Source organism: Paenibacillus cymbidii (assembly GCF_004764705.1).
Taxonomy (GTDB): Bacteria; Bacillota; Bacilli; order Paenibacillales; family NBRC-103111; genus Paenibacillus_AN; species Paenibacillus_AN cymbidii.
Window position 1 is genome coordinate 250,197 of record NZ_SHLX01000010.1, and the last position, 22,401, is coordinate 272,597.

Annotated in this window: 16 protein-coding genes; 15 read left to right on the plus strand and 1 reads right to left on the minus strand. The window is 61.4% G+C overall.

Annotated features, from left to right (window positions below):
- Window positions 1-194 precede the first annotated feature (194 nt).
- Complete coding sequence (locus EXY20_RS16060) at window positions 195-1,250, plus strand: glycoside hydrolase family 88 protein (RefSeq protein ID WP_135552876.1); 1,056 nt, start codon at window positions 195-197, stop codon at window positions 1,248-1,250.
- A gap of 52 nt (window positions 1,251-1,302) precedes the next feature.
- Window positions 1,303-2,385, plus strand: coding sequence for a heparinase II/III domain-containing protein (locus EXY20_RS16065; RefSeq protein ID WP_135552878.1), 1,083 nt, complete (start codon window positions 1,303-1,305; stop codon window positions 2,383-2,385).
- Here the strand turns inward: EXY20_RS16065 and EXY20_RS16070 are convergent.
- Entirely contained in the window at window positions 2,370-3,263 is an 894-nt protein-coding gene (locus EXY20_RS16070) for a helix-turn-helix transcriptional regulator (RefSeq protein ID WP_135552881.1), read from the minus strand. The genes EXY20_RS16065 and EXY20_RS16070 overlap by 16 nt on opposite strands.
- 87 nt (window positions 3,264-3,350) lie before the next feature.
- Here EXY20_RS16070 and EXY20_RS39490 point away from each other — a divergent pair, with 87 nt between their 5' ends.
- The 13 genes from EXY20_RS39490 to EXY20_RS16130 all read left to right on the plus strand — a co-directional run bounded on the left by EXY20_RS39490 (window position 3,351) and on the right by EXY20_RS16130 (window position 22,193).
- Window positions 3,351-3,539, plus strand: coding sequence for a hypothetical protein (locus EXY20_RS39490; RefSeq protein WP_207671279.1), 189 nt, complete (start codon window positions 3,351-3,353; stop codon window positions 3,537-3,539).
- Window positions 3,512-4,072 carry an RraA family protein gene (locus EXY20_RS16075; RefSeq protein ID WP_207671280.1) on the plus strand — a complete coding sequence of 187 codons (561 nt, stop codon included), beginning with the start codon at window positions 3,512-3,514 and terminating at the stop codon, window positions 4,070-4,072. Before EXY20_RS39490 ends, EXY20_RS16075 begins: the two co-directional genes overlap by 28 nt.
- A gap of 46 nt (window positions 4,073-4,118) precedes the next feature.
- A complete protein-coding gene (locus EXY20_RS16080) occupies window positions 4,119-4,838 on the plus strand; it encodes an SDR family NAD(P)-dependent oxidoreductase (protein ID WP_135552883.1) in 720 nt (239 codons plus the stop codon).
- 235 nt (window positions 4,839-5,073) lie between these two features.
- Window positions 5,074-6,627, plus strand: a complete 1,554-nt coding sequence (locus tag EXY20_RS16085) for an ABC transporter substrate-binding protein (RefSeq protein WP_167859276.1) — start codon at window positions 5,074-5,076, stop codon at window positions 6,625-6,627.
- A gap of 219 nt (window positions 6,628-6,846) precedes the next feature.
- Window positions 6,847-9,111 carry a helix-turn-helix domain-containing protein gene (locus EXY20_RS16090; protein ID WP_167859277.1) on the plus strand — a complete coding sequence of 755 codons (2,265 nt, stop codon included), beginning with the start codon at window positions 6,847-6,849 and terminating at the stop codon, window positions 9,109-9,111.
- A 269-nt stretch (window positions 9,112-9,380) separates the two neighbouring features.
- Window positions 9,381-10,310 carry an ABC transporter permease gene (locus EXY20_RS16095; protein ID WP_235885976.1) on the plus strand — a complete coding sequence of 310 codons (930 nt, stop codon included), beginning with the start codon at window positions 9,381-9,383 and terminating at the stop codon, window positions 10,308-10,310.
- Window positions 10,311-10,330: 20 nt separating this feature from the next.
- A complete protein-coding gene (locus tag EXY20_RS16100) occupies window positions 10,331-11,212 on the plus strand; it encodes a carbohydrate ABC transporter permease (RefSeq protein ID WP_135552889.1) in 882 nt (293 codons plus the stop codon).
- A gap of 135 nt (window positions 11,213-11,347) precedes the next feature.
- Window positions 11,348-12,841, plus strand: coding sequence for a glycoside hydrolase family 88 protein (locus EXY20_RS16105; RefSeq protein WP_235885986.1), 1,494 nt, complete (start codon window positions 11,348-11,350; stop codon window positions 12,839-12,841).
- A 97-nt stretch (window positions 12,842-12,938) separates the two neighbouring features.
- Window positions 12,939-13,679, plus strand: a complete 741-nt coding sequence (locus tag EXY20_RS16110) for a ThuA domain-containing protein (protein WP_135552891.1) — start codon at window positions 12,939-12,941, stop codon at window positions 13,677-13,679.
- 1 nt (window position 13,680) lies between these two features.
- A complete protein-coding gene (locus EXY20_RS16115; protein WP_135552893.1) occupies window positions 13,681-14,751 on the plus strand; it encodes a Gfo/Idh/MocA family protein in 1,071 nt (356 codons plus the stop codon).
- 120 nt (window positions 14,752-14,871) lie between these two features.
- Window positions 14,872-20,088 (plus strand): Ig-like domain-containing protein, encoded by a 5,217-nt coding sequence (locus EXY20_RS16120; protein ID WP_167859278.1) that lies wholly within the window; start codon window positions 14,872-14,874, stop codon window positions 20,086-20,088.
- Window positions 20,089-20,230: 142 nt separating this feature from the next.
- Window positions 20,231-21,319: an alpha/beta hydrolase family protein gene (locus EXY20_RS16125; RefSeq protein ID WP_135552898.1), complete on the plus strand. Its 1,089-nt coding sequence runs from the start codon at window positions 20,231-20,233 to the stop codon at window positions 21,317-21,319.
- A gap of 73 nt (window positions 21,320-21,392) precedes the next feature.
- Complete coding sequence (locus EXY20_RS16130; RefSeq protein WP_135552900.1) at window positions 21,393-22,193, plus strand: polysaccharide deacetylase family protein; 801 nt, start codon at window positions 21,393-21,395, stop codon at window positions 22,191-22,193.
- Window positions 22,194-22,401 lie beyond the last annotated feature (208 nt).

Genomic DNA, 22,401 nt, shown 5'->3' on the forward strand with positions numbered 1-22,401 from the left:
TGCCGATCCGGGTAGCTGCCTTCCGGCTTGCCGAGCAGCGGATCGGATAAAAAATCATTGTTTCATTCATGTAGCAACAGCAGGTTTTTCAATAAAATGGGGAGGAGAAGCGAGCAAGCGGTACGCGCCGCTTAGGCGAATCTTACTAATACGCAGTCAGGCAAATCTGCAAAAATCAGTTCAAGGAGGGGCGTATGAACCCGCTGTATATGGCGCAGAAGCTGTACGAGCACTACGAGCACATCGACGAAGTGAAGCATTATTACGGGTTGCTAGCGATCTTCGCCTTGCTGCAGACTGCCGAGGAGAAACAGGACTCGGCGCTGCTGGAGAAAGGGAAGGCGATCCTCTCGCGGTTCCCCGAGCGGATCGAACATCCGCGGTACAACTTTCCGAGCTACACGATCGGCGGTATTGCCAAAGCATACGCGCTGATGAAGGGCTGGATGCCGGAAGCGGCAACGCAGGTCAGGGAATATGCGGAGGAAATGCTGACGGCTCCCCGCGACCGCAGCGGCATCATGTGTTATCCGTATGAGCCCGAGAAGGAGCTGATCTGGATCGACGTCGCCACGGCGGTTACGCCATACCTGCTATATGCAGGGCTGGCGCTTCGGGAGCAGCGCTACATCGACGAGGCGGCGCGTCAGACGTTCCTGATGTACGAGGAATTTCTCGACAAGAGCAACGGCCTGCTACATCAGTGCAAAAACTGGAACGGAGCGGGACGGTACTCCGAGGATCACTGGAGCAGAGGCAACGGCTGGGGGTACTTGCCGCTGGCGGAGCTGGTGCTGCGCTTGCCGCGCGATTCCGCGCACCGAGCACAGGCGGAGCGCTGCTTCACGGACTTGTCGGCGGCACTGCTGCCGCACCAATCGCAGCGGGGGATGTGGCGGCAGGAAATTCCGTTTGACCACTCCTACGAGGAGTGTTCCGGCACAGGTTTGATTTTGTACGGTATGGGAGTCGGCATACGCGCCGGGCTGCTCGATCCGGCGACGTATGGTCAAGCCTTCCGCCGCGGCATTGAGGGGCTCAACCGGCTATGCATCAACCGCGACTTTTCGACGGAGCTGAGTTGTCCGGGGTGCCTCTGTCCGGGGGAAGGCGAGGAGAAGGGGACGGTCAAATCATACGTGACGCTAAAGCTGCCCTGTCGCGACGAGCGCCATAGCTTCGCGCCGCTGATGCTGGCGCTGGTGGAGGCTTATCGCAACGGCATATACGGTTTGCTGCGGGAGCTGTGACAGCGGCGCGAAGTGAGTGGCAGGACGAAGATGATAACGGGGGGCAGCGGCAATGGAACTGTTGATACACAACGTCCGGCGGGTGCGCGCCGAGCTTGCTGCCGCAGGCGGCATCCGGCGGCCGCTATCGCTTGAGCAGGCGGAGCTGCCGCTGCTGTCGGCATTTGCTTCGGGCAGGGTCATCGCCCGCGACAGCTGGCGGGATCCGCTGACAGTGCTGGCTGTGCAGGGCGGCGGCAGCGAGCCGCAACGTGTCGGCGCGCACTGCCACGAGGACGCCATCAGCTTCATGCTCATGCATCGGCAGGAGCGCTTCTTCGTCGATCCGGGTTACTGTTGCCGCTTGCTACAGACGCAGGAGCAAGCACGATCGACAGCGCAGCTCGGCACCTGGCGTTTCCTGGCGGAGCAGCCGGGAGCAGGGTCGCTGCAGCTCGGGCAACACGAAGCGGGCGGGGACGTATTGCGTCCGGCGGCGCGGCGCGCCTATAACCGGATCGTCACGCAGCGAGGCGGCGTACACGTGATCCGCTGCGAGGCGTCCGAGCTGTACGGCGCGCCGATCAGGCGGGCGGAGCGGACGTGGATCGCCGTTATGCCGCACGTGCTGTTCATCGTCGACCGGATCGAGGCGGAGCAGGCCGTGCAGGTGGAGAGCGCGTTCGTTGTCAACAATTGCGACAACCAGCTGCAGCTTAAAGTCGCGGCCGAGACGAAGCTCGTGCTGCGCCGCGGTGGCGCCGGCATGAAGTTTTTTCAGGTGCATGCGTCGTCCGGCAGCGAGCCGAACGCGGGCAGGTTGTCCCGCGGTTGGGAATACGCGCATGACCGCAACGACCCGCAGCCGACTCGACCGGGACAAGGAGCAGAAGGCAGCGCCGTGATCCTCCGCTATACGAGCGAGTCGTTTCGCCGGAGCCATACGATCGTATACGCGGCGGCGATGGACGATACGGATACGGTGCGCCACTGGCATATTATCCCGCTTTCGCAGCGGCATTTCTATGTGGAGCCCCCGGCCAAAAGCGGCGGGTATTCGCTGGAGCTTGCAGATGACGATGCGCTGATCGTACATGACCGGACAGCCGGCAAGGCGCACCGCATCGACTTGGCGGGCTTTCATCCGTTGGCGTAATGAGACGGCGACTCGCGCGTCAACTTTTTGAACAAGCGGCTGAAATAGTAAATGTCCTGAAATCCTACCGCCAACGCCGCTTCCGTCACGTTGTATTCGCCGCTCATCAGCAGTCCCTTCGCTTTATTAATGCGGATACGATTCTGATATTGGACGGCGGTCATGCCGATGATCCTCTTGAACAGCAGGCGAAAGTGCGAGGAACTGAGACCGGCATGGGACGCCAGTTCGTCGATTGAGAAATGATCCTTGTAGTTCGTCAAAATCAGCTGGGTCGTCCGCTCAATCGCATTGTAATGGGCCACGCCGAACTTCGCATGGTCCTGGTCCTGAATCAGCGTATGCAGGATATCCATAACGATGCTCTTGCACTTGATCGTGTAGCCGCTGCGTTGGCCGGTCCAGACGTGAAGCAGCTCGGCGAATAGCGCGGGCATCCGGTACAAGTGGGGGCTGCGGATGACCGGTTTGAAGCGGTCGAACAGCTGCCGCGTCTGTTCGTTGTGGAAGCGGACCGTGAACGAAACGGTGCAGAACGACCACGGATTGTCCGGATCCGAATAAGCAGATCGGACTAATCCTTTCGGCAGAAACAGCAGGTCCCCCTTGCGTACGTGGTGCTGATCGCCGCTCTCCGCAGGCTGAACGCTGCCGACGTGCTGCCTGTCGTCATGCGCGAGAGGCGGCTCTCCGCCGTTATGGCGCTGCCCTCCATGCACATGGTACACCGCTTCGCCTTCCCGGCAATAGACGAGCATGTATACATTCGCGTAGGAAATAGCCGTTATTTTCCAGTTTGGATTCGGCTCCCGTTCTGTCATATGACTGATGGCCTCAATGTCGAAGTCGTAATCGACAAGCAGTGCATTGCCCGGCATGGCTATCGCTCCTCGTGAACGGGTGTCACTTAATTATACAGAAGAATATCATCATTTTGTGCAAAAACATAAGGTGCACAAACACAAATGGAGGAATCGCATATGGATCTGGAGCAGCTTAAGGCGGACCGGGGCGCCAGAGAGCTCGCCCCGTTGCCGATATCGGAGCAAGAGCTGTGCGACCGGTATGAGGCGACGTTTACCGCAGCTGTCAACGATGTGCTTCGCGAGCGGGACTGCTCTACCAAGTGCTGCCGACCGGCATCATGCCGCTGAGGGACGATATGAAGGTGTGCGGAATCGCCTTCACTGTGAAGGGCTCGAAAAACTTGACGCTGGAGAGCGAGATGGAGCAGCGGGCGCGCATGCTGGAGGAGATCGCGCCGGGCAGCATCGTCGTATGGGATACGAGCGGCGACGACGAGTCGGCGCAATGGGGCGAGGTGATGACGATGGCGTCGAGGCGACGCGGCTGCCGCGGTGCGGTCGTCGACGGCGGCGTGCGCGATACGAACAAAGTGCTGGAGATGAACTTCCCCGTTTTCTGCAAATACCGCACGTCGAACGGAATGCTCGGCCGCTTCCGGATGCTCGGCTGGCAGCTGCCAGTGATGATCGGCGGCGTCTTCATCTATCCCGGCGACGTCGTATTCGGCGACATCGACGGCTTGATCGTCGTTCCGCGGGCGTTGGCATACGAGGTGCTGCTGCGGGCCGAGTATATCCGCGAGAACGAGAAGGAAATTAAGCAGATGGTGCTGGATGGATTGACGCCGACGGAGGTCGTCAGGAAAGGCGGATATTTCTAATCTGGCCCGGGTTTTCATTTTCATTTCATTAGGAGGTGCAAGGAACATGAATACGAATCGGCGGCAACATCTGACGGTGGCGATCGTCGGCGCAGGCGGAGGGATCGGACAGGCGACAGCGCGGGCGCTGGCGGCGCAAGGGGCGCGGCTGGCGCTCGGCTCGGGCCAGGAGCCGGTGCTGCGGCAGCTGACGGAGGAGCTGACGGCCGACGGAGCGACGGCGGCCTATCGCACGGTGGACGTGACGAAGGAGCAGGACGTGCGCTCGTTTTTTGCTTGGGCCGGCGAAACGTTCGGCAGCCTGGACGTGCTGGTGAATGCTGCGGGGCTGAGCATCCCTGCGCAGCTTGCGGAGATGTCGGTGGAGGCGTATGACCGGACGTTCGACGTCAATGTGAAAGGCAGCTTCCTCTGCGCCAAGCATTACATCCCGCACGCCGACCGGGAACGAGGCGGCCTTATCGTATTTACCGGCTCGATGGCGGCGAAGCGGGCGAACGCCGGTGCGCCGCTGTATTGCACGGCCAAGGCGGCGGTAAACATGCTGTCGCAAGGGCTGGCGCTGCAGCTGATCGAGCGCAACATTCGGGTGACGACGGTTAATCCCGGCGCGACCGACACCGGCTTCTGGGGAGAACGGCAAGTGCCGCGAGAGAAGTTCATGACGGCGGACGACGTGGCGGACGTCATCGCCTTCATCGCGGCGATGAGTCCGCGTATCGTCGTGCACGAGATCAATTTCGAATCGTTCGCTTTCTTCAAGTAAGCAACCCGCAGCGCCTACTCCACAATCGCCCGGTGGACTGCAATAACGGCCAATGCCGGCGAATCGCCGTAATTGCAGTCGTTTCGGACGATATTGCAGTATTTTTTCAGCTCCCCGCCACCTTATACTCGAAGCGTTGACACGAGGCGCAGCGCCCGACGAATATGGATTTTGAAAGCGTTGTACCCCCTGGCAACACAATATAACAGGATAAGAAATGGGGTTGGCTGCCAAAATGAACAAGGCAAAACGTGTTGCCGTTATGCTCCCGCTGCTGTCGGCGCTCGCAATCGCCGGTTGCCAGACGGGTGGGTCCGACAAGTCGGCAGCTTCGCCGAGCGCGAGCACAAGCACAGGAGCAGGTGCAAGCGCAAGCACCACGGCGAGTCCGAAAAACGAACTGAAGCCCGTCCATCTGAAGTATTATTTTTACGGCGCGGCCAAGCCGGGCGATCAGACCGTGTATGACGCCATGAACAAAATTTTGCAGGAGAAGATCAACACAACGGTCGACTTCATCAAAATTCCGAACAGCGGCGACTACACGCAAAAAATGACCATCATGGTGAACGCCCAGGAAGAGTTCGACCTCGCGTTCACGTCGCCGAACTATTTCGATTACTACGCCAATGCAGCCAAAGGCTCGTTCGTCGACCTCACCGCCCTGCTGCCGAAATACGCGCCGCAGACGTACGCGCAATTCAAGCCGGAAATCTGGAACGCCGCCAAGGTGAACGGCAACATTTACGCCAGCATCAACCAGCAAATTTTCGCCCGCCAAGCTGGGTTCAACATCTCCAAGCCGATGGCGGACAAGTACCAGTTCGATCCGAAGAGCGTCAAGAAGCTGTCCGATCTGATGCCGTATCTGGAGAAAGTGAAAGCCGGCGAGCCGGCCGACAAGACGGATCAGCTGTACAACGCGCAAATGAAAAACCAGGTGTTCAGCTACTTCTTCCCGTACTACAAGTGGGAAACGATCGGAGCGACGGACGTGCCGGGCGTGGCCGGCTCGGTCGAAGCGCAGCCGAAGGTGTTCAACGAGTACGACACGCCGGAGTTCAAGGATTTCGTCATGACGCTCAGCCAGTTCCAGGCCAAAGGGCTGATCGCCAAGGACGCATTGACGCGGCCGACGTTCGACTCAGCGAAATATGTGGCGTCGGCAATCGCCACGCTGATGCCCGGCATCGAACAAACCGTCAAGACGACGTATAAGGCCGAGCAGTACATTATTCCGCTGGGCGATCCGATTCTGACGACGCCGAATGCCATCGCTACGATGACGGCCGTATCGGCCACCTCGAAAAATCCGGAACGCGCGCTGATGGTGCTCGAGCAGCTCAACATCAACAAAGAATTGTACAACCTGCTCGTGTGGGGCATCGAAGGCGTTGACTACAAGAAAGTCGGCGACAACCGCATCGAGTCGCTGCCCGGCTCGACTTATGGCCCGGCTCCGGGCTGGATGTACGGCAACCAGTTCAACTCCTTCGTCAGCGGCAACCAGTCGGACGACGTGTGGACGCAGACGAAGGCGCTCAACGATTCGGCGACGGTGTCGAAGCTATACGGCTTCAACTTCAGCCCCGACAAAGTCAAGACCGAAATTGCGAATTGCACGGCAATTGTGAATGAATACAAGGCCGCCTTCAACACCGGCATGTACGGCGCGGACACGGAGAAGAAATACGCCGAATTCCTCGGCAAGCTGAAGGCGGCGGCCGTCGACAAGGTGATCGCGGAGAAGCAAAAGCAAATCGATGCGTTTTTGGCCAAGAAAAGCTGATCCGCACGGATTTGGGATATAATCGAACGAAGGGGAGGCCGCGTTTGCTCGCGGCCCCGCTTCGCCGCGGATGTCCGTTTACAGCAGCCTCCTGTCCACGTTCAAGTGGCCCGGGAGGCTTTTCCGCCCTGACCGGCGGGCGGCGCTGTCGCAGCCGCCCCCGCAGGGCTATTCCGCGGCGTATTTGCCGGCTGCACGATCATGGGAAGGAGGCGCATCATGTTCGCGTTCGCGGGCAACAAGAAAAGAGCGTCGATGCTCAGCCATGTCAAAATATTCGTTTCCTTCGCCGTCATCGTGATGGCCGCGAATATCGCGCTGTCCACCGCCATGTACGTGAACTACGAGCGGCATTCGGTCAAGCTGGTCCAGTCGTATACCGTCGAGGAGCTGTCGCAGATCAGCTACAGCACCAACTTCATGTTCGAATCGGCGAAAATGACGCTGCTGCAGCTGTACAGCAATCCCGCGGCGCTGAAGCTGATGAACTACGCCGACCTGGGCGAGCTGGAGACAGCGTCGCTGCTGCGGCAAGTGGGCATTGTCAACATCAACATGCCGTTCATCAATTCCGTGTACATTTACAACAAGCGGGCGCAGCGGATGTACTACGACGGCATGGCGTTCCCGCTCGGCTCGTTCCCCGACAAGGACATCGTCGCGAAGCTGCAGACGAGCGGACAAATCCGCAACCTGCGGCCGGTTCCGCGTCATATTCCGGCGCCGGACAGCTTCGCCGGCCCGAAGTACGACCCCGAGCGGACGAACGACGTGTACACGTTCGTCTTCTATGACAGCAACACCGACGAGATCGACAATGCGATCATTTTGAACGTGTCGCAGGAGTGGATGGAAACGACGATCCGGGCGATGGACCCCGGCACCGGGAGCGAAACGGTCATTGCCGATGCCGACGGCCTGATCGCGCTTGGCAATGACCGTTACGCGTACCTCGACAACCTGAACAGCTACGCCGACTTCGGCGACATGCTGAACCGGCGCGACGACTCCGGCTACCTGGAACAGACGATCGACGGGCGCTCCTATTTGATCTCCTACGTATCTTCGCCGATTTTGAACTGGAAATACATCCGTTTCACACCGTACGACGTCGTATCCGGCAAGCTGCAGCGCCTGCTGCTGGTGACGCTGCTCATTTTCCTGCTCGTCACCGTCGTTGCGGTGCTGGCCGTGCTGTTCATCTCCCGCGCCGTCTACGGGCTGTTCCGCCGCAACATCAGCGAAATCGAGCGGAAATACGAAGCGGAGAAAAACGCCGGCTACGACAAAAAGCAGCAATATTTGCGCATGCTGGCGACCCGCCGGATGGAGGAGAGCGCGCTGCGCAAGCGGTTCGCCCAGTACGGCATCCGCTTCGACCTCAGCCGCGGCTTCTTGACCGTGCTGCTCAAGATCGACCGCTACGCGCTATATTGCGACCGCTATTCGCTGGAGGATCGCGCTCTGCTGTCCTACGGGCTGATCAACATCATCGGAGAGCTCGCCGGGCCGCGCTTCACGCACGAGGCGGTCGACCTCGGCGACGGCGTGTTCGCCATCCTGTTCAACCTCGACCCGAACGACGACGCGGAAAGCGCTCTTGTCATGGAGGGGCTGATCCAGGACATTCGCGACAAGGCGGCGCACTACTTGCACCTGTCGCTGTCCGCGGCCCTGGGCGAGCTGCTGGACGAAATCGCCGAGGTGCCGGACAGTGTCGCCGAATGCCGCGAAGCGCTCGCTTACAAGCTGTTTGGCGGGCCGGGGGCGATGCTCTACGTGTCCGTCGTGCGCGAGCTCAACAAGATGGACTACACGTTTCCGGAGAAACGTGTGGCGGAGTTGTTCGATCATCTGCTCGCGGGAGACGGCGACGCCGTGCGCATCATCTGCGGCGAGCTGATCGAAGGCACGCGCGGCCATTCCATCGCCTCGCTGCAGACGGCCGTGCTGCGGCTGGCGATTGCGGCGCAGGAGTTTCTGCGCAAGTACGGCATACTGGCCGAAGACAACAGCTACGAGCGGTTCATCGACATCGCCAACCGGGCTGCGTCCTTCGAGACGTTGGACGAAATCGCCGCGGCGCTGCAGGAGCGGTTCGACGCGATCGCCGCCGCCATCTCCCGTTCGCAGGAGAACGTGAAGAAGTACGAGCGCTACAGCGACATGATGGACAAGGTGCACGCGTTTCTGGAGCGGGAATTCGCCAACGAGCGCCTGGACCCGGAGCTGATCGCCGAGCACCTCGGGATTACGGCCAAATATTTGCGCACGCTGTACAAGAAGACGTCCGGCGAATCGCTTGGCGAATCGATCAACCGCTACCGGATGGAGCGGGCCAAAAGCCTGCTGGAGCATCCCGACATGTCGGTGCAGGAAGCGGCGGCGCGCAGCGGGTTCACGAATATCAACTACTTTTACACGCTGTTCAAAAAATACAACGGCCTCACGCCGAACGAATTCCGCAGCCTCAAAAGCCGCTGAGGCTCGTTGTTTTCACCGCCTTCGGCCTCCCCGTCCGACCGGAAAGCGCTGCCCATGCACCTCCTGCTCGCCGCAAAACCCGCCCGGAACGCTTCGGGCGGGTTTGCTCTGTTTGCGGCGACTGCGGAATCGGCCGAAGTGCCGGCGTTGGCCATATTTGCAGCGATTTTGGCCGATATTGCAGTATCCGGCGGCAGGCCGCGCCCCCTATACTGAAGCGGCAAGCCGGGATTAACCGCCAAGAATTCGCCAAAAGGAGCGCTGCAGGAATGAGTGTGCAAGGGCTGCGCCGCATGCTGAAGCCGTTCAAGGACAATCGGCAGCTGTTGCTGATGTCGCTGCCGGCTGTCGTGAAAATCTTTATTTTTTCGTATTTGCCCATGTTCGGCATCATTATGGCGTTCAAGGACTATGTGCCGATCAAGGGGATACTGGGCAGCGCGTGGAACGGCTTCGACAACTTCGCCTTTTTTTTCCGCTCGGTCGACGCCTGGAAAATATTGCGCAACACGATCGGACTGAACGCGATGCTGATCGCCGTCGAGCTTGTTGCCAGCGTCTTCTTCGCGTTGCTGCTGTACGAGGTGACGAGCAAAAAAATGCTCAAGCTGTACCAGTCGATCATGTTCTTCCCGTACTTCTTCTCGTGGGTGCTGGTCGGGCTGATGCTGACGACGCTGCTCAATCCCGGCACGGGGATGCTGACCTCGCTGCTGCGCCGGCTGACCGGCCACGAGGTGGCTTTCTACGCCGAGCCGTGGTACTGGCTGATCATTTTGCCGCTCGTCGGCATCTGGAAGGGAACGGGCTTCAGCAGCCTGGTCTACTATTCCGCGCTGATGAGCATCGACAAGGAGCTGTTCGAGGCCGCGGAAATCGACGGGGCGTCGCGGGTGCAGTCGATCCGCCACATTTCGCTGCCATTCCTCGCGCCGATGATGGTCATGCTGACGATTCTCGCCATCGGCCACATTTTGCGCGCTGACTTCGGCCTGTTCTATTTCGTGCCGCGCAACGTCAGCGTGCTGTATCCGGTCACCGACGTGCTCGACACATACGTGTTCCGGGCGCTTACGGTCAACGGCGATTTTGCGATGAGCTCGGCGGTCGGGCTGTTTCAGTCGGCGGTTGGCTTCGTGCTCATTATCGGTACGAACCGGCTTGCCAAAATGTTCAATAAAGAATATGGGTTATTTTAACCGGGGAGGGACAACTGACGATGACGATATCCCGTCCCGTGCAGACGATGGTTCATCTGTGCCTGATCGTGTTTTGCGCGCTTTGCCTGCTGCCGATGGTGCTCACCGTCTCGGTTTCCTTGACGGACGGCGCGGCGATCCAGCGGTTCGGCTATCAGCTCGTGCCGGTCCATTTTTCCTGGCAGGCGTACGCCTACATTTTGCACGAGCCGATGACGCTGCTGACCGGCTACCGCAACTCGATCACGATCGTCGTGGTCGGCACGACATGCAACCTGCTGGTAACGTCGCTGATCGCGTACCCGCTCGCCCGGCGCGACTTCCGCTTCCGCGGCGTGATTTCGTTCTACATCTTCGTGACGATGATTTTCAGCGGCGGCATGGTGCCCTTCTACATCCTGATCGTGCAATACCTGCATTGGAAAAACATGCTGATCTCGCTGATCGTTCCCATGTTTGCTGCACCATTCCAAATCTTTTTGCTGCGCGTGTTTTTCCAGGACATCCCGCCGGCGCTGATCGAATCGGCCAAAATCGACGGCGCCTCCGACCTGCGGACGTACCGGAGCATCGTGCTGCCGCTGGCCAAGCCGGCGCTGGCGACGCTGGCGCTGATGATGACGCTGAACTACTGGAACGAAACGTTCCACGCGATTTTGTTCATCGACCATTCAGAGCTGTACCCAATCCAGCTCATTCTGAAAAACATCACCGCCTACATCGAGCTGATGAAAAACGGCGGCGTCGACCCGAGCGGCAACCCGATCAGCGCGTCCGACGTGCCGACGGATGCGATCATGTACGCGATGATGGTGCTCACCTCGCTGCCGGTCATGTTCGTATTCGCCATTTTGCAAAAGTATTTCGTCAAAGGGCTGACGATCGGCGCAGTCAAAGGATGAGCGCTCTCCCCGTTCCGGATGCGGACAAGGCCGCTCGTCCGGCGAGCAAGTGACGGGTCGGCTCCGAAGCAAGCTGGCCCGAGGTAATGAAGCGGAGCCGCTTCGGCTCCGGAGGGCATACACGAGGAGGCAACGATGCGACACCAGATGGAGGCAGAGGGCTTGGAACTGCAATATGCGATCGCGAAATTCAATTCGGCGCGCTATGACCCGCCGCCGGTCGGCAAACGGTTCCCGTTCGGCTGGAAGGCGGCGGCGGTTGGAGGGGAGTCGAATATGACGGCTCGGCTGGGCTGGCCGGACGACGCCGATCTGGCCTGCGTCGGCGAGGCGGTCCAGGTGCGGCTGCGCATTACGGCCGCTCTGGACGTCAGGGAGGAGCTGCAACTGGAGGCCGTTGCGGCCGAGTCGCGCCGCCGGCTCGGCGTGTTCGATATCCGGTATGCCTCGCCGCTGCAGCCGTTCGAGATCGAGCTGTCCCCCGCGCACCTGGAGGCGATACTGGGCGAAGGCCTCGAGCTGCAGCTGGTCAGCGGCGGAAACGAGCCATTCCGGATACTGGCTCCCGATCCGGCTTTCATTGAGCGAGCCCCGCTGCTGTTCCCGCATCTTCTTCTTGTCGGACGCGATGCGGATCGACCCGGGAGCCGCGTCCGGCATATGCTCCGCTCGCTCGCCTCCCTGTCCTCGCTCCAGCCGTTCGGCTGGCTGGAAGGCTGCGTGCTGGACGGGCTGACGGATCTAGGTCGGGCGCTGGCGGATCGCAAGTTCGAAGACGCGGCGCGGGAGCATCTCGGGCTTTTCTGCGACGCGAACCACGTGCTGACGTATGAGGATCCCCGCAGCGAGCCGGCGGACGGCCGCGTGTACGGCATCGAAGGCACGCTGCCTTTCGCGGCGTGGGCCCGGCTGCAGCCGGATCACCCGGCCCTAGAACGGGCGATTGACTTATGGAGGTCCCGCACGCGCGAGGACGGCGCCGTATGCGGATCGGGCATGCTTTCCGCCGAAGGAAGCTACACGGTCGCCTACCCGATGGCCGTGCTGGCCCGCGTCCGAGGCGATGCGGAGTTGGCGGAGAAGGCGGTTCGGCAGCTGGAGGTGCGCCGGGAACAACTGAGCTTGCCGGGCGGCGAATTGCATTTGCGCAGCTACGCCGACGGAAGCCGGACGTTCCGGCACTGGGCCAGAGCCCACGCCTGGTACTTGCTGGGGCTGATCCGCACGCTGAACGAGCTGCGGGCAGCAGGCTATTCCGGCTCCGGCGTGAGCCGCTGCGCCGATGAGTTCGTGCGGGCGGCGAACGTTGCGCTTGGCTTTCAGGCGAACGACGGGTTATGGTCCGTGTTCGTGGATGAGCCGTCGACCGGAACCGATGCGTCCGGCTCGGCGGGCATTGCCGCGGCGCTGGCGCTCGGGGCGAATGCAGGCCTGTTGCCGGCAAGCTCGCGCACGGCTGCCGGGCACGCTTGGCAGGCGCTGCTGTCGCATCTGACGCCGGACGGCATTCTTGCCCATGTAGCGCAGAGCAATAAGGGCGGAGAGGCGCTGCAGCGCAGCGGCTACCGCGTCATGTTCCAGATGGCCTCGGGACTGCTGGGGCAATTGTATGCCGCCTTGCGGCAGTAGAAGGAAGGCATGCTCCCGGCAATTATGCCGGCAAACGAGAGTTGCGCCGGTTCGCGAAGCAGACCGGGGAAAGCAGAATGGGAAAGGAGAGATTGCGATGGGCGAAACGATCCGGGTGACCGTATGGAACGAATACCGACATGAGGTTAACAAGCCGCACGTACGGGCGATTTATCCGCAGGGGATGCACCACACGATCGCCGAAGCGCTGACGGTCGACTTCGCCGTACGTACGGCGACGCTCGACGAACCGGAGCACGGGCTGTCCGAGGCGGTGCTGGCGGACACGGACGTACTCGTCTGGTGGGGGCATACGGCGCACAAGGAGGTGCGGGACGACATCGTCGACCGTGTCGCCGCCCGCGTGCTCGCCGGCATGGGGCTGATCGTGCTGCACTCCGGCCATTATTCGAAGGTGTTCAAGAAGCTGATGGGCACGAGCTGTGCTCTGCTGTACCGCGACGAAGGCGAGAAGGAGCGGCTGTGGGTAACCGCGCCGGGGCATCCGATCGCGGCCGGGATCGGGCCGTATTTCGAGCTGGAGCAGGAAGAGATGTACGGCGAGTTCTTCGACGTGCCAACGCCGGACGAGGTCGTGCTGACGAGTTGGTTCGAAGGCGGCAACGTCTTTCGCAGCGGCTGCTGCTACAACCGGGGACAGGGCAAAATCTTCTATTTCCGCCCCGGCCACGAGCTGTACCCGACCTACCATGACCCTAACGTGCGGCGCGTCATCGCCAACGCCATCCGCTGGGCGGCCCCGGTGCAGCGCGAAACGCAGCGCTTCGGCAAGTCCGTGCCGGCCCTGGAGCCGATCAAACCGAAGGGAACGAAATAACATGAGCGCACTCAAAGTTGGCATTGTCGGCACCGGCAAAATTTTTACCCATTCGCACGCCCCCGCCTGGATGTCCCACCCGGACGTCGAAGTCGTCGCCCTGTGCGACATCTATAAGCCCGCGGCGGAGGAGCATGCCCGCAGGCTCGGCGTAAGCCGCGTGTACGTCGACTACGTGGACATGATGGAGCAGGAGCGGCTCGACGCGATCGATATTTGTTCGCCCAACGTGTACCACTCCGAGGTGGCGATTGCCGCGCTGGAGCAGGGCATTCACGTATTTTGCGAGAAACCCGATGCGGTCAACCCGGTCGAAGCGCAAAAAATGGCCGATGCCGCCCAAACGTCCGGCAAGCTGCTGATGGTCATGCGCAACAACCGGTTTACGCCGCAAACCGAATTTTTGAAGCGCTACGTCGAAAGCGGCGCGATGGGCGACATTTATACCGGCCGCACCGGCTGGGTGCGCCGGCGCGGCATTCCGGGGCACGGCGGGTGGTTCACGACCAAGGCGCTGTCCGGCGGCGGCCCGCTGATCGACCTCGGCGTGCATATGATCGACCTGGCGATTTGGCTGATGGGTAACCCTCGCCCGGTCGCCGTCAGCGGAGCCGCTTATACGAAATTCGCCGATTCCGCGCTGTCGGACTCGGCGGACAGCAGCTTCGGCACGGCGCAGCAAGGCGGCATTTTCGACGTGGAGGACCTCGCCACGGGCTTTATCCGCTTCGACAACGGGGCGACGCTGCAGATCGAATTCAGCTGGGCCGCCAACATCGAGGAGGGGCTGAAATATGTCGAGCTGCGCGGCACGCAGGCCGGATGCAGCCTGAAGAACGGCGAGCTGAAGCTGATGACGGAAATCGACGGCGTGCTCTGCGACATTGTGCCGCGCTTCGGCAAAGACGAGAGACAGCCCCATTGGCGCAACATTCACCATTTTATCGAGTGCCTGATGGGTCGGGACGAGCCGACCAACCATCCGGAGGGCGGGGTGGACATGATCCGCATCCTGAGCGCGATCTACGAATCGGCGCGCACCGGCGCGGAAGTGCGGCTCGACCGGCCGTAAGCCGGCCCCGGCGGCGGGCGCACATTTCGACATATGAGGGAGGTGGTGCCGTTGTTTGCGCCTGCAAAGGCGGGGAAGGCACGGTAAACGACAAGTTCAAAACGGAAAGGTGGACGGATGATGTTGCGCAAAAGTTGGCATCGCATGATGGTGATGGTTGTTGCGATTTGTCTGCTGGTGGGAATGACCGCCGTGTCGGGCGGCATTCCCGTCTTCGCGGACGATCCGGGTCCGGGCGATCTCGCGCATGAAACTTTCGACGGTATTGCGACGGGCGCCAAGCCCGGCGGCTCGGGCTGGAGCTTCAAGGAAACGAACGGCAATGTCACGGTGGCCGAAGTGCCCAGCGCCACCGACAAAAGCCTCAAAATCGAACGCACGGCGACGGACACGGGCACCAATCTGTACGCCCGGCAGACGCTGGCGAGCGCGATCGCCGGGCAATACGTCGTCCGCGCCAAGGTGATGGCGGCGCAAACCGACGCGATTATTATCGCCATGCAGCTGCGTTCCTCCGACAGCAACGAACTGGCGACGATCATGTTTACCCAGGATGGCAATATTCGCTACCAGACGGCCAGCAGTTCGGTTATCATGCAGTCGTATGCCGCGGATACGTGGTATGACATTGCGGTCGTCCTCGACACCGACACGCAGTTGTACAGCGTCATCATCGACGGTGTCGCCAAAACGGGAGCGCTTGCGTTCAAAAACGCGAACGCCCACAATCTGAAGCAGTTCGACTATCAAACGTACCGCACGACGCCGGGCATCGCTTACTGGGACGAACTGCATCTTTATACGCATGACCTCAGTCTGAATCCGTCGACCACGACGCTGGCGCTGGGAACAAGCGCGTCGCTTGCGGCCACTGTCATTCCCGCCATGGATGTGTTGCAAGCGATTACATGGAGCTCCAGCGACAACGGCATCGTGCGCGTGGACGAGAACGGCACGATCACCGCGACCGGCTACGGCGAAGCGGTCATTACCGCATCGGCGCCGGGCGGGGTGCTTGACCAGTGTACGGTCACGGTGCCGTCCGGGCCCGCCGTGCCGGTGGCCGGCATCGCCGTTTCGCCGCTGAACGCCGCGATGTACGTCGGGGAGAGCAAGACGGTTACGGCGCAGCTCGACCCGTTCTACGCCACCGACAAAAAGATGGTCTGGTCGTCCAGCCAGCCTTCGGTCGTCTCCGTCGTGTATGACGTATATGGCGGCGCGGCCACGCTGACGGCGCTGCAAGCGGGCACCGCCATCGTCACCGCCACGAGCGACGATGGCGGTTACACCGCAAACGTTAACGTTGCGGTGCGCACGCCCGGCGACGTGTTCAGCGAAGGGTTCGAGTCGTACCCGGACGGGACGAAGCCCGGCACGCTCAGCATTCCGACTGTGAGCGGCGTGACCGCCACAACGGCGGCGCGGACGGATGGCGCGGGCGAAGCGTTCCGCATCGTCAAGCCGGCGGCGACGGAAACGAGCTACAACGTCACCGCATCGCTTCCCGCCGGACACACGAAGATGAAGCTGTCGCTGCAAGCGATGGCGGAGCAGACGAACGCCGTCGTCTACGCGGCGATTGTCCGCAACAGCGCCGGAACCGCCGTGCTGTATGCGGCGTTCCACTCGAACGGCAACATCGCCGTCATGAACAACGGTTCCTGGCTGTCGCTTATGCCTTATGAGGCCGGCCGCTGGTATCAATTCGAGCTTGCCGTAAACGCCGATACCGACACGTATGACCTGTACATCGACGGCAAGCCGGTGAAGCTGGGGCTCGACCTGATCTCGCCCGCCGACGAAATCCGCAAGCTCCAGTTCGGCATATACGGCCCGTCCTCCGGCAACGCCTGGTTTGATGATCTGCAGCTAAGCAGCTATAAGGCGGTCACGGGCCTATCGCTCGCTTCGTTGCCCGAACAACTGGCGCTGGGCGATACGATTGTGCTGCGGCCGGATTTTACGCCTGCCGATCCGACCTTCGCCGCGGTGCAATGGAGCAGCAGCGATCCTGACATTATCCGCGTCGACGCGTTTGGCAACGCCACCGGGGTGGCGACGGGCGACGCGGTGCTTACGGCCGTATCCGCCGACGGCAGTTTTACCGATAGCGCGGAAATCGAGGTTTACGTGCAGCATCCCGAGGGGGTGGCACCGGATACCGGCGCCTTCACGCTGCCCGTCGGTTCGGAGCGGATGCTGACGGCGACCGTTCTGCCGGCCAACGCCAGCGACAAGACGGTAAGCTGGAGCAGCAGCAACGAGGCCGTCGCCACCGTCGACGAGGAAGGCAACGTATCGGCCGTCGCTACGGGGACGGCGCAAATCGTCGCGACGACCAACGACGGCGGCTTGACGGCGACGAGCGTCGTTACGGTTGTGGTGAGAACGGTGCAGGCCTCCTTCTACGTATCGCCTTCCGGCAGCGACAGCAATCCGGGCACCGAGGAACTGCCGTTTCTGACGATACAGCGGGCGCGGGACGCCGTTCGTACGATCCGTGACGCCATGACCGGCGACATCATCGTGTATCTCCGCGACGGCAGCTACCGGCAGCAATCGACGCTGCAGTTCGACGAACGGGATTCCGGCAGCAACGGCTACTGGATCGTCTATCAGGCGTACGAGGACGAAACGCCCGTCATTGAGGGCGGCCGGGACATCACCGGCTGGACGCTGTACGACCCGGTGCGCCACATTTATAAAGCCGACGCGGGCAGCGACATCGAGACGCGTCAGTTGTACGTGAACGGCGTTCGCGCCGTGCGGGCCCGAAGCGAGGGCGGCTTGACCAACCCGGTCAGAACCGCGACGGGCTACACGTCGGACGATACCGTGCTGACCAGCTGGAACCATATCAGCGACCTGGAATTCGTCTATAAGGCGGAATGGACCAACCCCCGGAACGGCGTGCAGTCGATCACGACGGAGGACGGCCATGCCGTCATCACGATGAAGCAGCCGGGCTGGCGTTATGTGACCATCCGACCTTCGGTCGTCAATCCGTGGTATTTGGAAAATGCGTACGAGCTGCTGGACGAACCGGGCGAATGGTATTTGGACCGCAGCACCGATACGTTCTTTTACATGCCGCGTTCCGGCGAAGACATGAGCACGGCGCAGGTCGTCGCCCCGGTCGTCGAGGAGCTGGTAACCGTTTCCGGCTCGTCGCTGGACACGCCGGTGGACGGCATCCACTTTGCGGGGCTGACGTTTTCGTATACGACCTGGCTGCGCCCGAGCTCGGATCTGGGCCACGCCGATGCGCAAAACAACCTGCTTCGCTACGGCATCGACAAGCTCCCCATCGGAGCGGTCACCGTCGAGCGGGCCAACCACATCGTGTTCGAGCGGAACCATTTTACCAAACTCGGCATTATGGCGATCAAGATGGTGGGCGGTGTCCGCAACAGTCTCATCCGCGGCAACCGCTTCGACGACATTTCCGGCGGCGCGATCAACGTCGGTGATCCGACCAAATCCGATCCCGAAATTTACAGCCCGTCCGACCCGCACCGGCTGCTGAAAAACGTCGACATCGTCAACAACTACATTCACGACATCGGCATCGATTACCGCTCTTCGGCGGCGATCGGCCTCGGCTTCGTCGTTGATGCGGACATCAGCAACAACGAAATTTTCAATGTTCCGTATGACGGCATCACTATCGGGTACGGGCTCGCCCACGTGAAAACGTCGGCGCTGCGCAACGCGAACATTCACGCCAATTTCATCCACGACCTGCTGGGCGATGAGATTTATGACGGCGGGGCGATTTACACGCTGGGCGGCACCGGCGGCACGGCCGGGCACAAAAACGTGATCAGCGAAAACTACTTGCGCAACCAGCAAAATCGTTACGGCGTCATCTACAACGACGAAGGCTCGACCTATTGGCAAAGCGAACGCAACGTGATCGACCAGAGCGAAACGCCTGTGTGGGACGAAATTTTTCCCGTTTCCTGGGCATTTGTCAACGGCCCGCTGACGAGCCACGACATCGTCTTCGACACGAATTACACGACAACGGCCAACATGAAGCTGGTTGGCATCGATTCTTCGGAGAGCAACACGCAGGTGTATCCCGACGCAAACTGGCCGGTCGAGGCGCAGGCCATTATCGCGAACGCGGGGCTCGAGCCCGCCTACCGCGACTTGGCGGCAGGCATACCGGAGCGGATTGTGCTGCCCGCCGCGCTGACCCTGAGCTCCGAAGGCAGCACGCAGCTTGATGTGTCCGCCACGACCGGGAAGGATGTGCCCGTCGATCTGAGCGGCGCGGTTATCACCTACGCCAGCGGCAACGAAGCCGTCGCCCGGGTCGATGCGACCGGCGAGGTCGAGGGGATCGGACCCGGCGCCACTGTTATCCGGGTGTACGTGCAGGTCGGCGACATGCGCTGGACGCGAACCGTTCCCGTTTACGTGGACGACAGCTTCGATCATATCGAGGTATACTACGTCGAGAACAAGGCGAAGCATCCGCTTGGGGACACGTATGCGATGCTGCAGGGCGAACGGCGACAGCTGTCGATCCAGGCGATTTCGCTGTATGGGCGTCGCATGACCGTGACCGACGTCGCGTACACGAGCAGCGACCCGCTGATGGTGCAGATCGGCGCAGGCGGTTTGCTGACCGCGCTGGCCGGCGGCAGCGCCGAGCTGGCGATCTCGCTGAAGGCGGACGGCGTTTTGCAGACGCGCACGATCGCTGTCGACGTGCAAGCGTTCGGCGATCCCGCGGGCCTCGAATACGACCCGTATCCGATTGACGATGTGATCGCCGATCCCGAACACTGGTATGTGCAGGCGACGGACGGCAATCTGGTGGCGGACGAAGGCAGCATGACGGTCGTGACGCCGAGCGGCTTCGCTACCTACCAGGGCGGCACATTCGGCGACGAATTGCTGACGATGGACCTGCAGCTCGACGCGGAGAGCGGCTGGCCGTCGCTCGTGCTTCGCAGCGCCCAGCCGAACAAAGACTTCACATCGTCGACGAACGCCTTGTACATGTTCAGCTTCAAGCCCGACGTGATCGAGCTGCACCGGTTCAATGGCGGTGTGCGGACCGTCGTGTACGGCAACATCAACGGCTATACGAGCATCGGCGGGGCGGCCATCCCGAACAATTTCCTTCCGGCCCATGAGCTGCACCGGGTGCAGGTGGGTGCGGTGAACGAAGGCGGCGGCGTGCGGCTGATTCTTAACATCGACGGCGAAAATCTTATTTACTTTTTGGACACGGAGCCGAACCGCATCACCGCTCCGGGCTATTTCGGCGTATACGCCCGCACGGGCACCATGACGCTGCGAGCGCCGGCGACGGAGTAAGCCGGAATCGCAGCCGCCTCAAGCGAAGGAGCAGGGTAGGAAACGGAGCTGCCTGAGCGAAAGGAGCGAGGTCAGGCAGCGACGCTGGGCGGAACAATCGGCGGGGAACCCCATTCAGGCTTGCGGGAGGGTGTGGCGAACAATGGTCAATGAAAGCGGTCAAAGCGGACGGTACGAAGAGGCGGCGGGGCACGCCGACTGGTGCAGAGTGCGCCAATACGAGGAACTGGAGCGCTGGGTCGGTCTGGAGCGGCAGCATGCGAATGCGCATAGGAGGCAAGCGTTTGCGCCCGACTTCTCCTCCGCGGAGACGTACGCCGCCAGCTTGACGCCGTATCGCCGCTCGCTCCGCCGCATGCTGGGCCGGCCGTTGGCCGATTTGCCCAATGAACGCACGCCGCCCGTGGCGGAATGCGAATGGGTGGCGCGGGACGACCTCGCCGACATTTACCGGCTGACCGTCCATGCGGATGAGCGGCTGAGCCTGTACGCCCTGCTGTTCATGCCGCAGGGCGAGCGGCCCCTGCCGCTTGTACTCGTGCAGCACGGCGGCTCGGGAACGCCCGAGCTGTGCGCGGGCTTCTACGGGCCGAGCAACTACCACGACATGGTGCGGCGCTTCCTGCGCCGGGGCGCTGCCGTGTTCGCGCCGCAGCTTCACCTGTGGACGGCCGAACGGGGACCGGACAACAAGCGGCCCCTGTTCGATAACCGGCTCAAGCAGCTTGGCGGCTCGATCGCCGCGATCGAGCTGTACAAGCTGATGCGCGGACTCGATTATGTGCAGCACCGAGACGACATCGACGGCGACCGTATCGCCATGGCCGGCTTGTCTTACGGCGGATTTTACACGCTGTTCGCGGCCGCGCTCGATGAGCGGATCAAGGCGGTCTATTCATCCTGCTTCTTCAACAATCGGTTCGTGTACGACCGGAGCGACTGGATCTGGTTCGACTCGGGCCGGCTGTTTCTGGATGCGGAGGTGTGCGGGCTGATTTGTCCCCGTCCCTTGTATCTCGAAGCCGGGGACGAGGATGAACTGTTCGATCCCCGTCACGCGGCGGACGAATACGGGCAGATCCGCGCTTGCTACGACCGGCTGCTGCTTGCCGAGCGGCTACGGTACCAGGTGTTTCGCGGGAAGCACGAATTCGACAAGAACGACGACGGCGTCGACTTTGTTTGCCGGTCGCTGGGGCTGCGGCACCTGGGGCCCCCGCAAAGTACCTGAGGGCGCTTCGAAGAATAATCTCCACTTTGTAGGGCTGTTTGACACTTTGGCGGCACAAGGAGAGACCCTTCGAATGAAACGAATCGTCAAATGTTTTCCCCATGGCAAGCACAAGGCGCTAACGATGAGCTACGACGACGGACGCAGCGCGGACCGTCGGCTCGTCGCCACATTCAACCGACACGGCATTCGCGGCACGTTCCATCTCAATTCCGGCATGCTTGGCGAAGGCGACCGGCTGCCGGCGGATGAAATTGCCGCGCTGTACGCCGGGCATGAAGTATCGGCGCATACGGTGACGCATCCGACGATCGCGCGCAGTCCGCAGGAGGCGCTGGTGCACGAGGCGATGGCGGATCGGGAAGGTCTGGAGCGGCTCGTCGGTTATCCGGTCCGGGGCATGTCGTACCCGAACGGCTCCTACAACCGCCGCATCAAACAGCTGCTGCCCGCGCTTGGCATCGGTTACGCGCGCACGACGAAGAGCAGCGGCGGCTTCGGCATGCCGGACGATTGGCTGGAATGGCAGCCGACCTGCCACCACAACAACGGGCTGATGGAGCTCGCGGAGCAGTTCGCGGCGCTGAATAAGCGCCATAATATGTACCTGATGTATGTCTGGGGACATAGCTACGAGTTCGATCAGCAGAGCAATTGGGACGTCATCGAACGGTTTTGTGAGTTTATCGGGGAGAGCGACGACATTTGGTACGCGACGAACAGCGAAATCATGTACGACGCTGTCGCCTTCGAGCAGCTGCGTTTCTCCGCGGCGTGCGATTTCGTGTTTAACCCGTCGGCGGCGTCGGTGTGGTTGAGCGTCGACGGTCACATCGTCGAGGCCAAGGGTGGCGAGCAAACGGTGCTGGCTTAGCGCCGTCGCCGCGGCGGCCCGGCAACTCGGCAAGGCAGGCATTCAGCCTAAGAATGGGGCGTCTTCTTCGGCAGCTTGAAGATATAGATCCACCCTTTTCTTCCACGTATTCAATCACCGCCGGATCCGCGAACCCGCAATCGGCGCGATTTCCGGTTGCGCGGCGTCATCTCGTTCTAGCTCTTCTTCACGATGATATTCAGCGGCG

What these genes read in the sequence shown, in the direction of transcription:
- EXY20_RS16060 (WP_135552876.1), top strand. Translation starts at nt 195, where the DNA reads ATGAACCCGCTGTATATGGCGCAGAAGCTGTACGAGCACTACGAGCAC.
- EXY20_RS16065 (WP_135552878.1), top strand. Translation starts at nt 1,303, where the DNA reads ATGGAACTGTTGATACACAACGTCCGGCGGGTGCGCGCCGAGCTTGCT.
- EXY20_RS16070 (WP_135552881.1), bottom strand. Translation starts at nt 3,263, where the DNA reads ATGCCGGGCAATGCACTGCTTGTCGATTACGACTTCGACATTGAGGCC.
- EXY20_RS39490 (WP_207671279.1), top strand. Translation starts at nt 3,351, where the DNA reads ATGGAGGAATCGCATATGGATCTGGAGCAGCTTAAGGCGGACCGGGGC.
- EXY20_RS16080 (WP_135552883.1), top strand. Translation starts at nt 4,119, where the DNA reads ATGAATACGAATCGGCGGCAACATCTGACGGTGGCGATCGTCGGCGCA.
- EXY20_RS16085 (WP_167859276.1), top strand. Translation starts at nt 5,074, where the DNA reads ATGAACAAGGCAAAACGTGTTGCCGTTATGCTCCCGCTGCTGTCGGCG.
- EXY20_RS16090 (WP_167859277.1), top strand. Translation starts at nt 6,847, where the DNA reads ATGTTCGCGTTCGCGGGCAACAAGAAAAGAGCGTCGATGCTCAGCCAT.
- EXY20_RS16095 (WP_235885976.1), top strand. Translation starts at nt 9,381, where the DNA reads ATGAGTGTGCAAGGGCTGCGCCGCATGCTGAAGCCGTTCAAGGACAAT.
- EXY20_RS16100 (WP_135552889.1), top strand. Translation starts at nt 10,331, where the DNA reads ATGACGATATCCCGTCCCGTGCAGACGATGGTTCATCTGTGCCTGATC.
- EXY20_RS16105 (WP_235885986.1), top strand. Translation starts at nt 11,348, where the DNA reads ATGCGACACCAGATGGAGGCAGAGGGCTTGGAACTGCAATATGCGATC.
- EXY20_RS16110 (WP_135552891.1), top strand. Translation starts at nt 12,939, where the DNA reads ATGGGCGAAACGATCCGGGTGACCGTATGGAACGAATACCGACATGAG.
- EXY20_RS16115 (WP_135552893.1), top strand. Translation starts at nt 13,681, where the DNA reads ATGAGCGCACTCAAAGTTGGCATTGTCGGCACCGGCAAAATTTTTACC.
- EXY20_RS16120 (WP_167859278.1), top strand. Translation starts at nt 14,872, where the DNA reads ATGTTGCGCAAAAGTTGGCATCGCATGATGGTGATGGTTGTTGCGATT.
- EXY20_RS16125 (WP_135552898.1), top strand. Translation starts at nt 20,231, where the DNA reads ATGGTCAATGAAAGCGGTCAAAGCGGACGGTACGAAGAGGCGGCGGGG.
- EXY20_RS16130 (WP_135552900.1), top strand. Translation starts at nt 21,393, where the DNA reads ATGAAACGAATCGTCAAATGTTTTCCCCATGGCAAGCACAAGGCGCTA.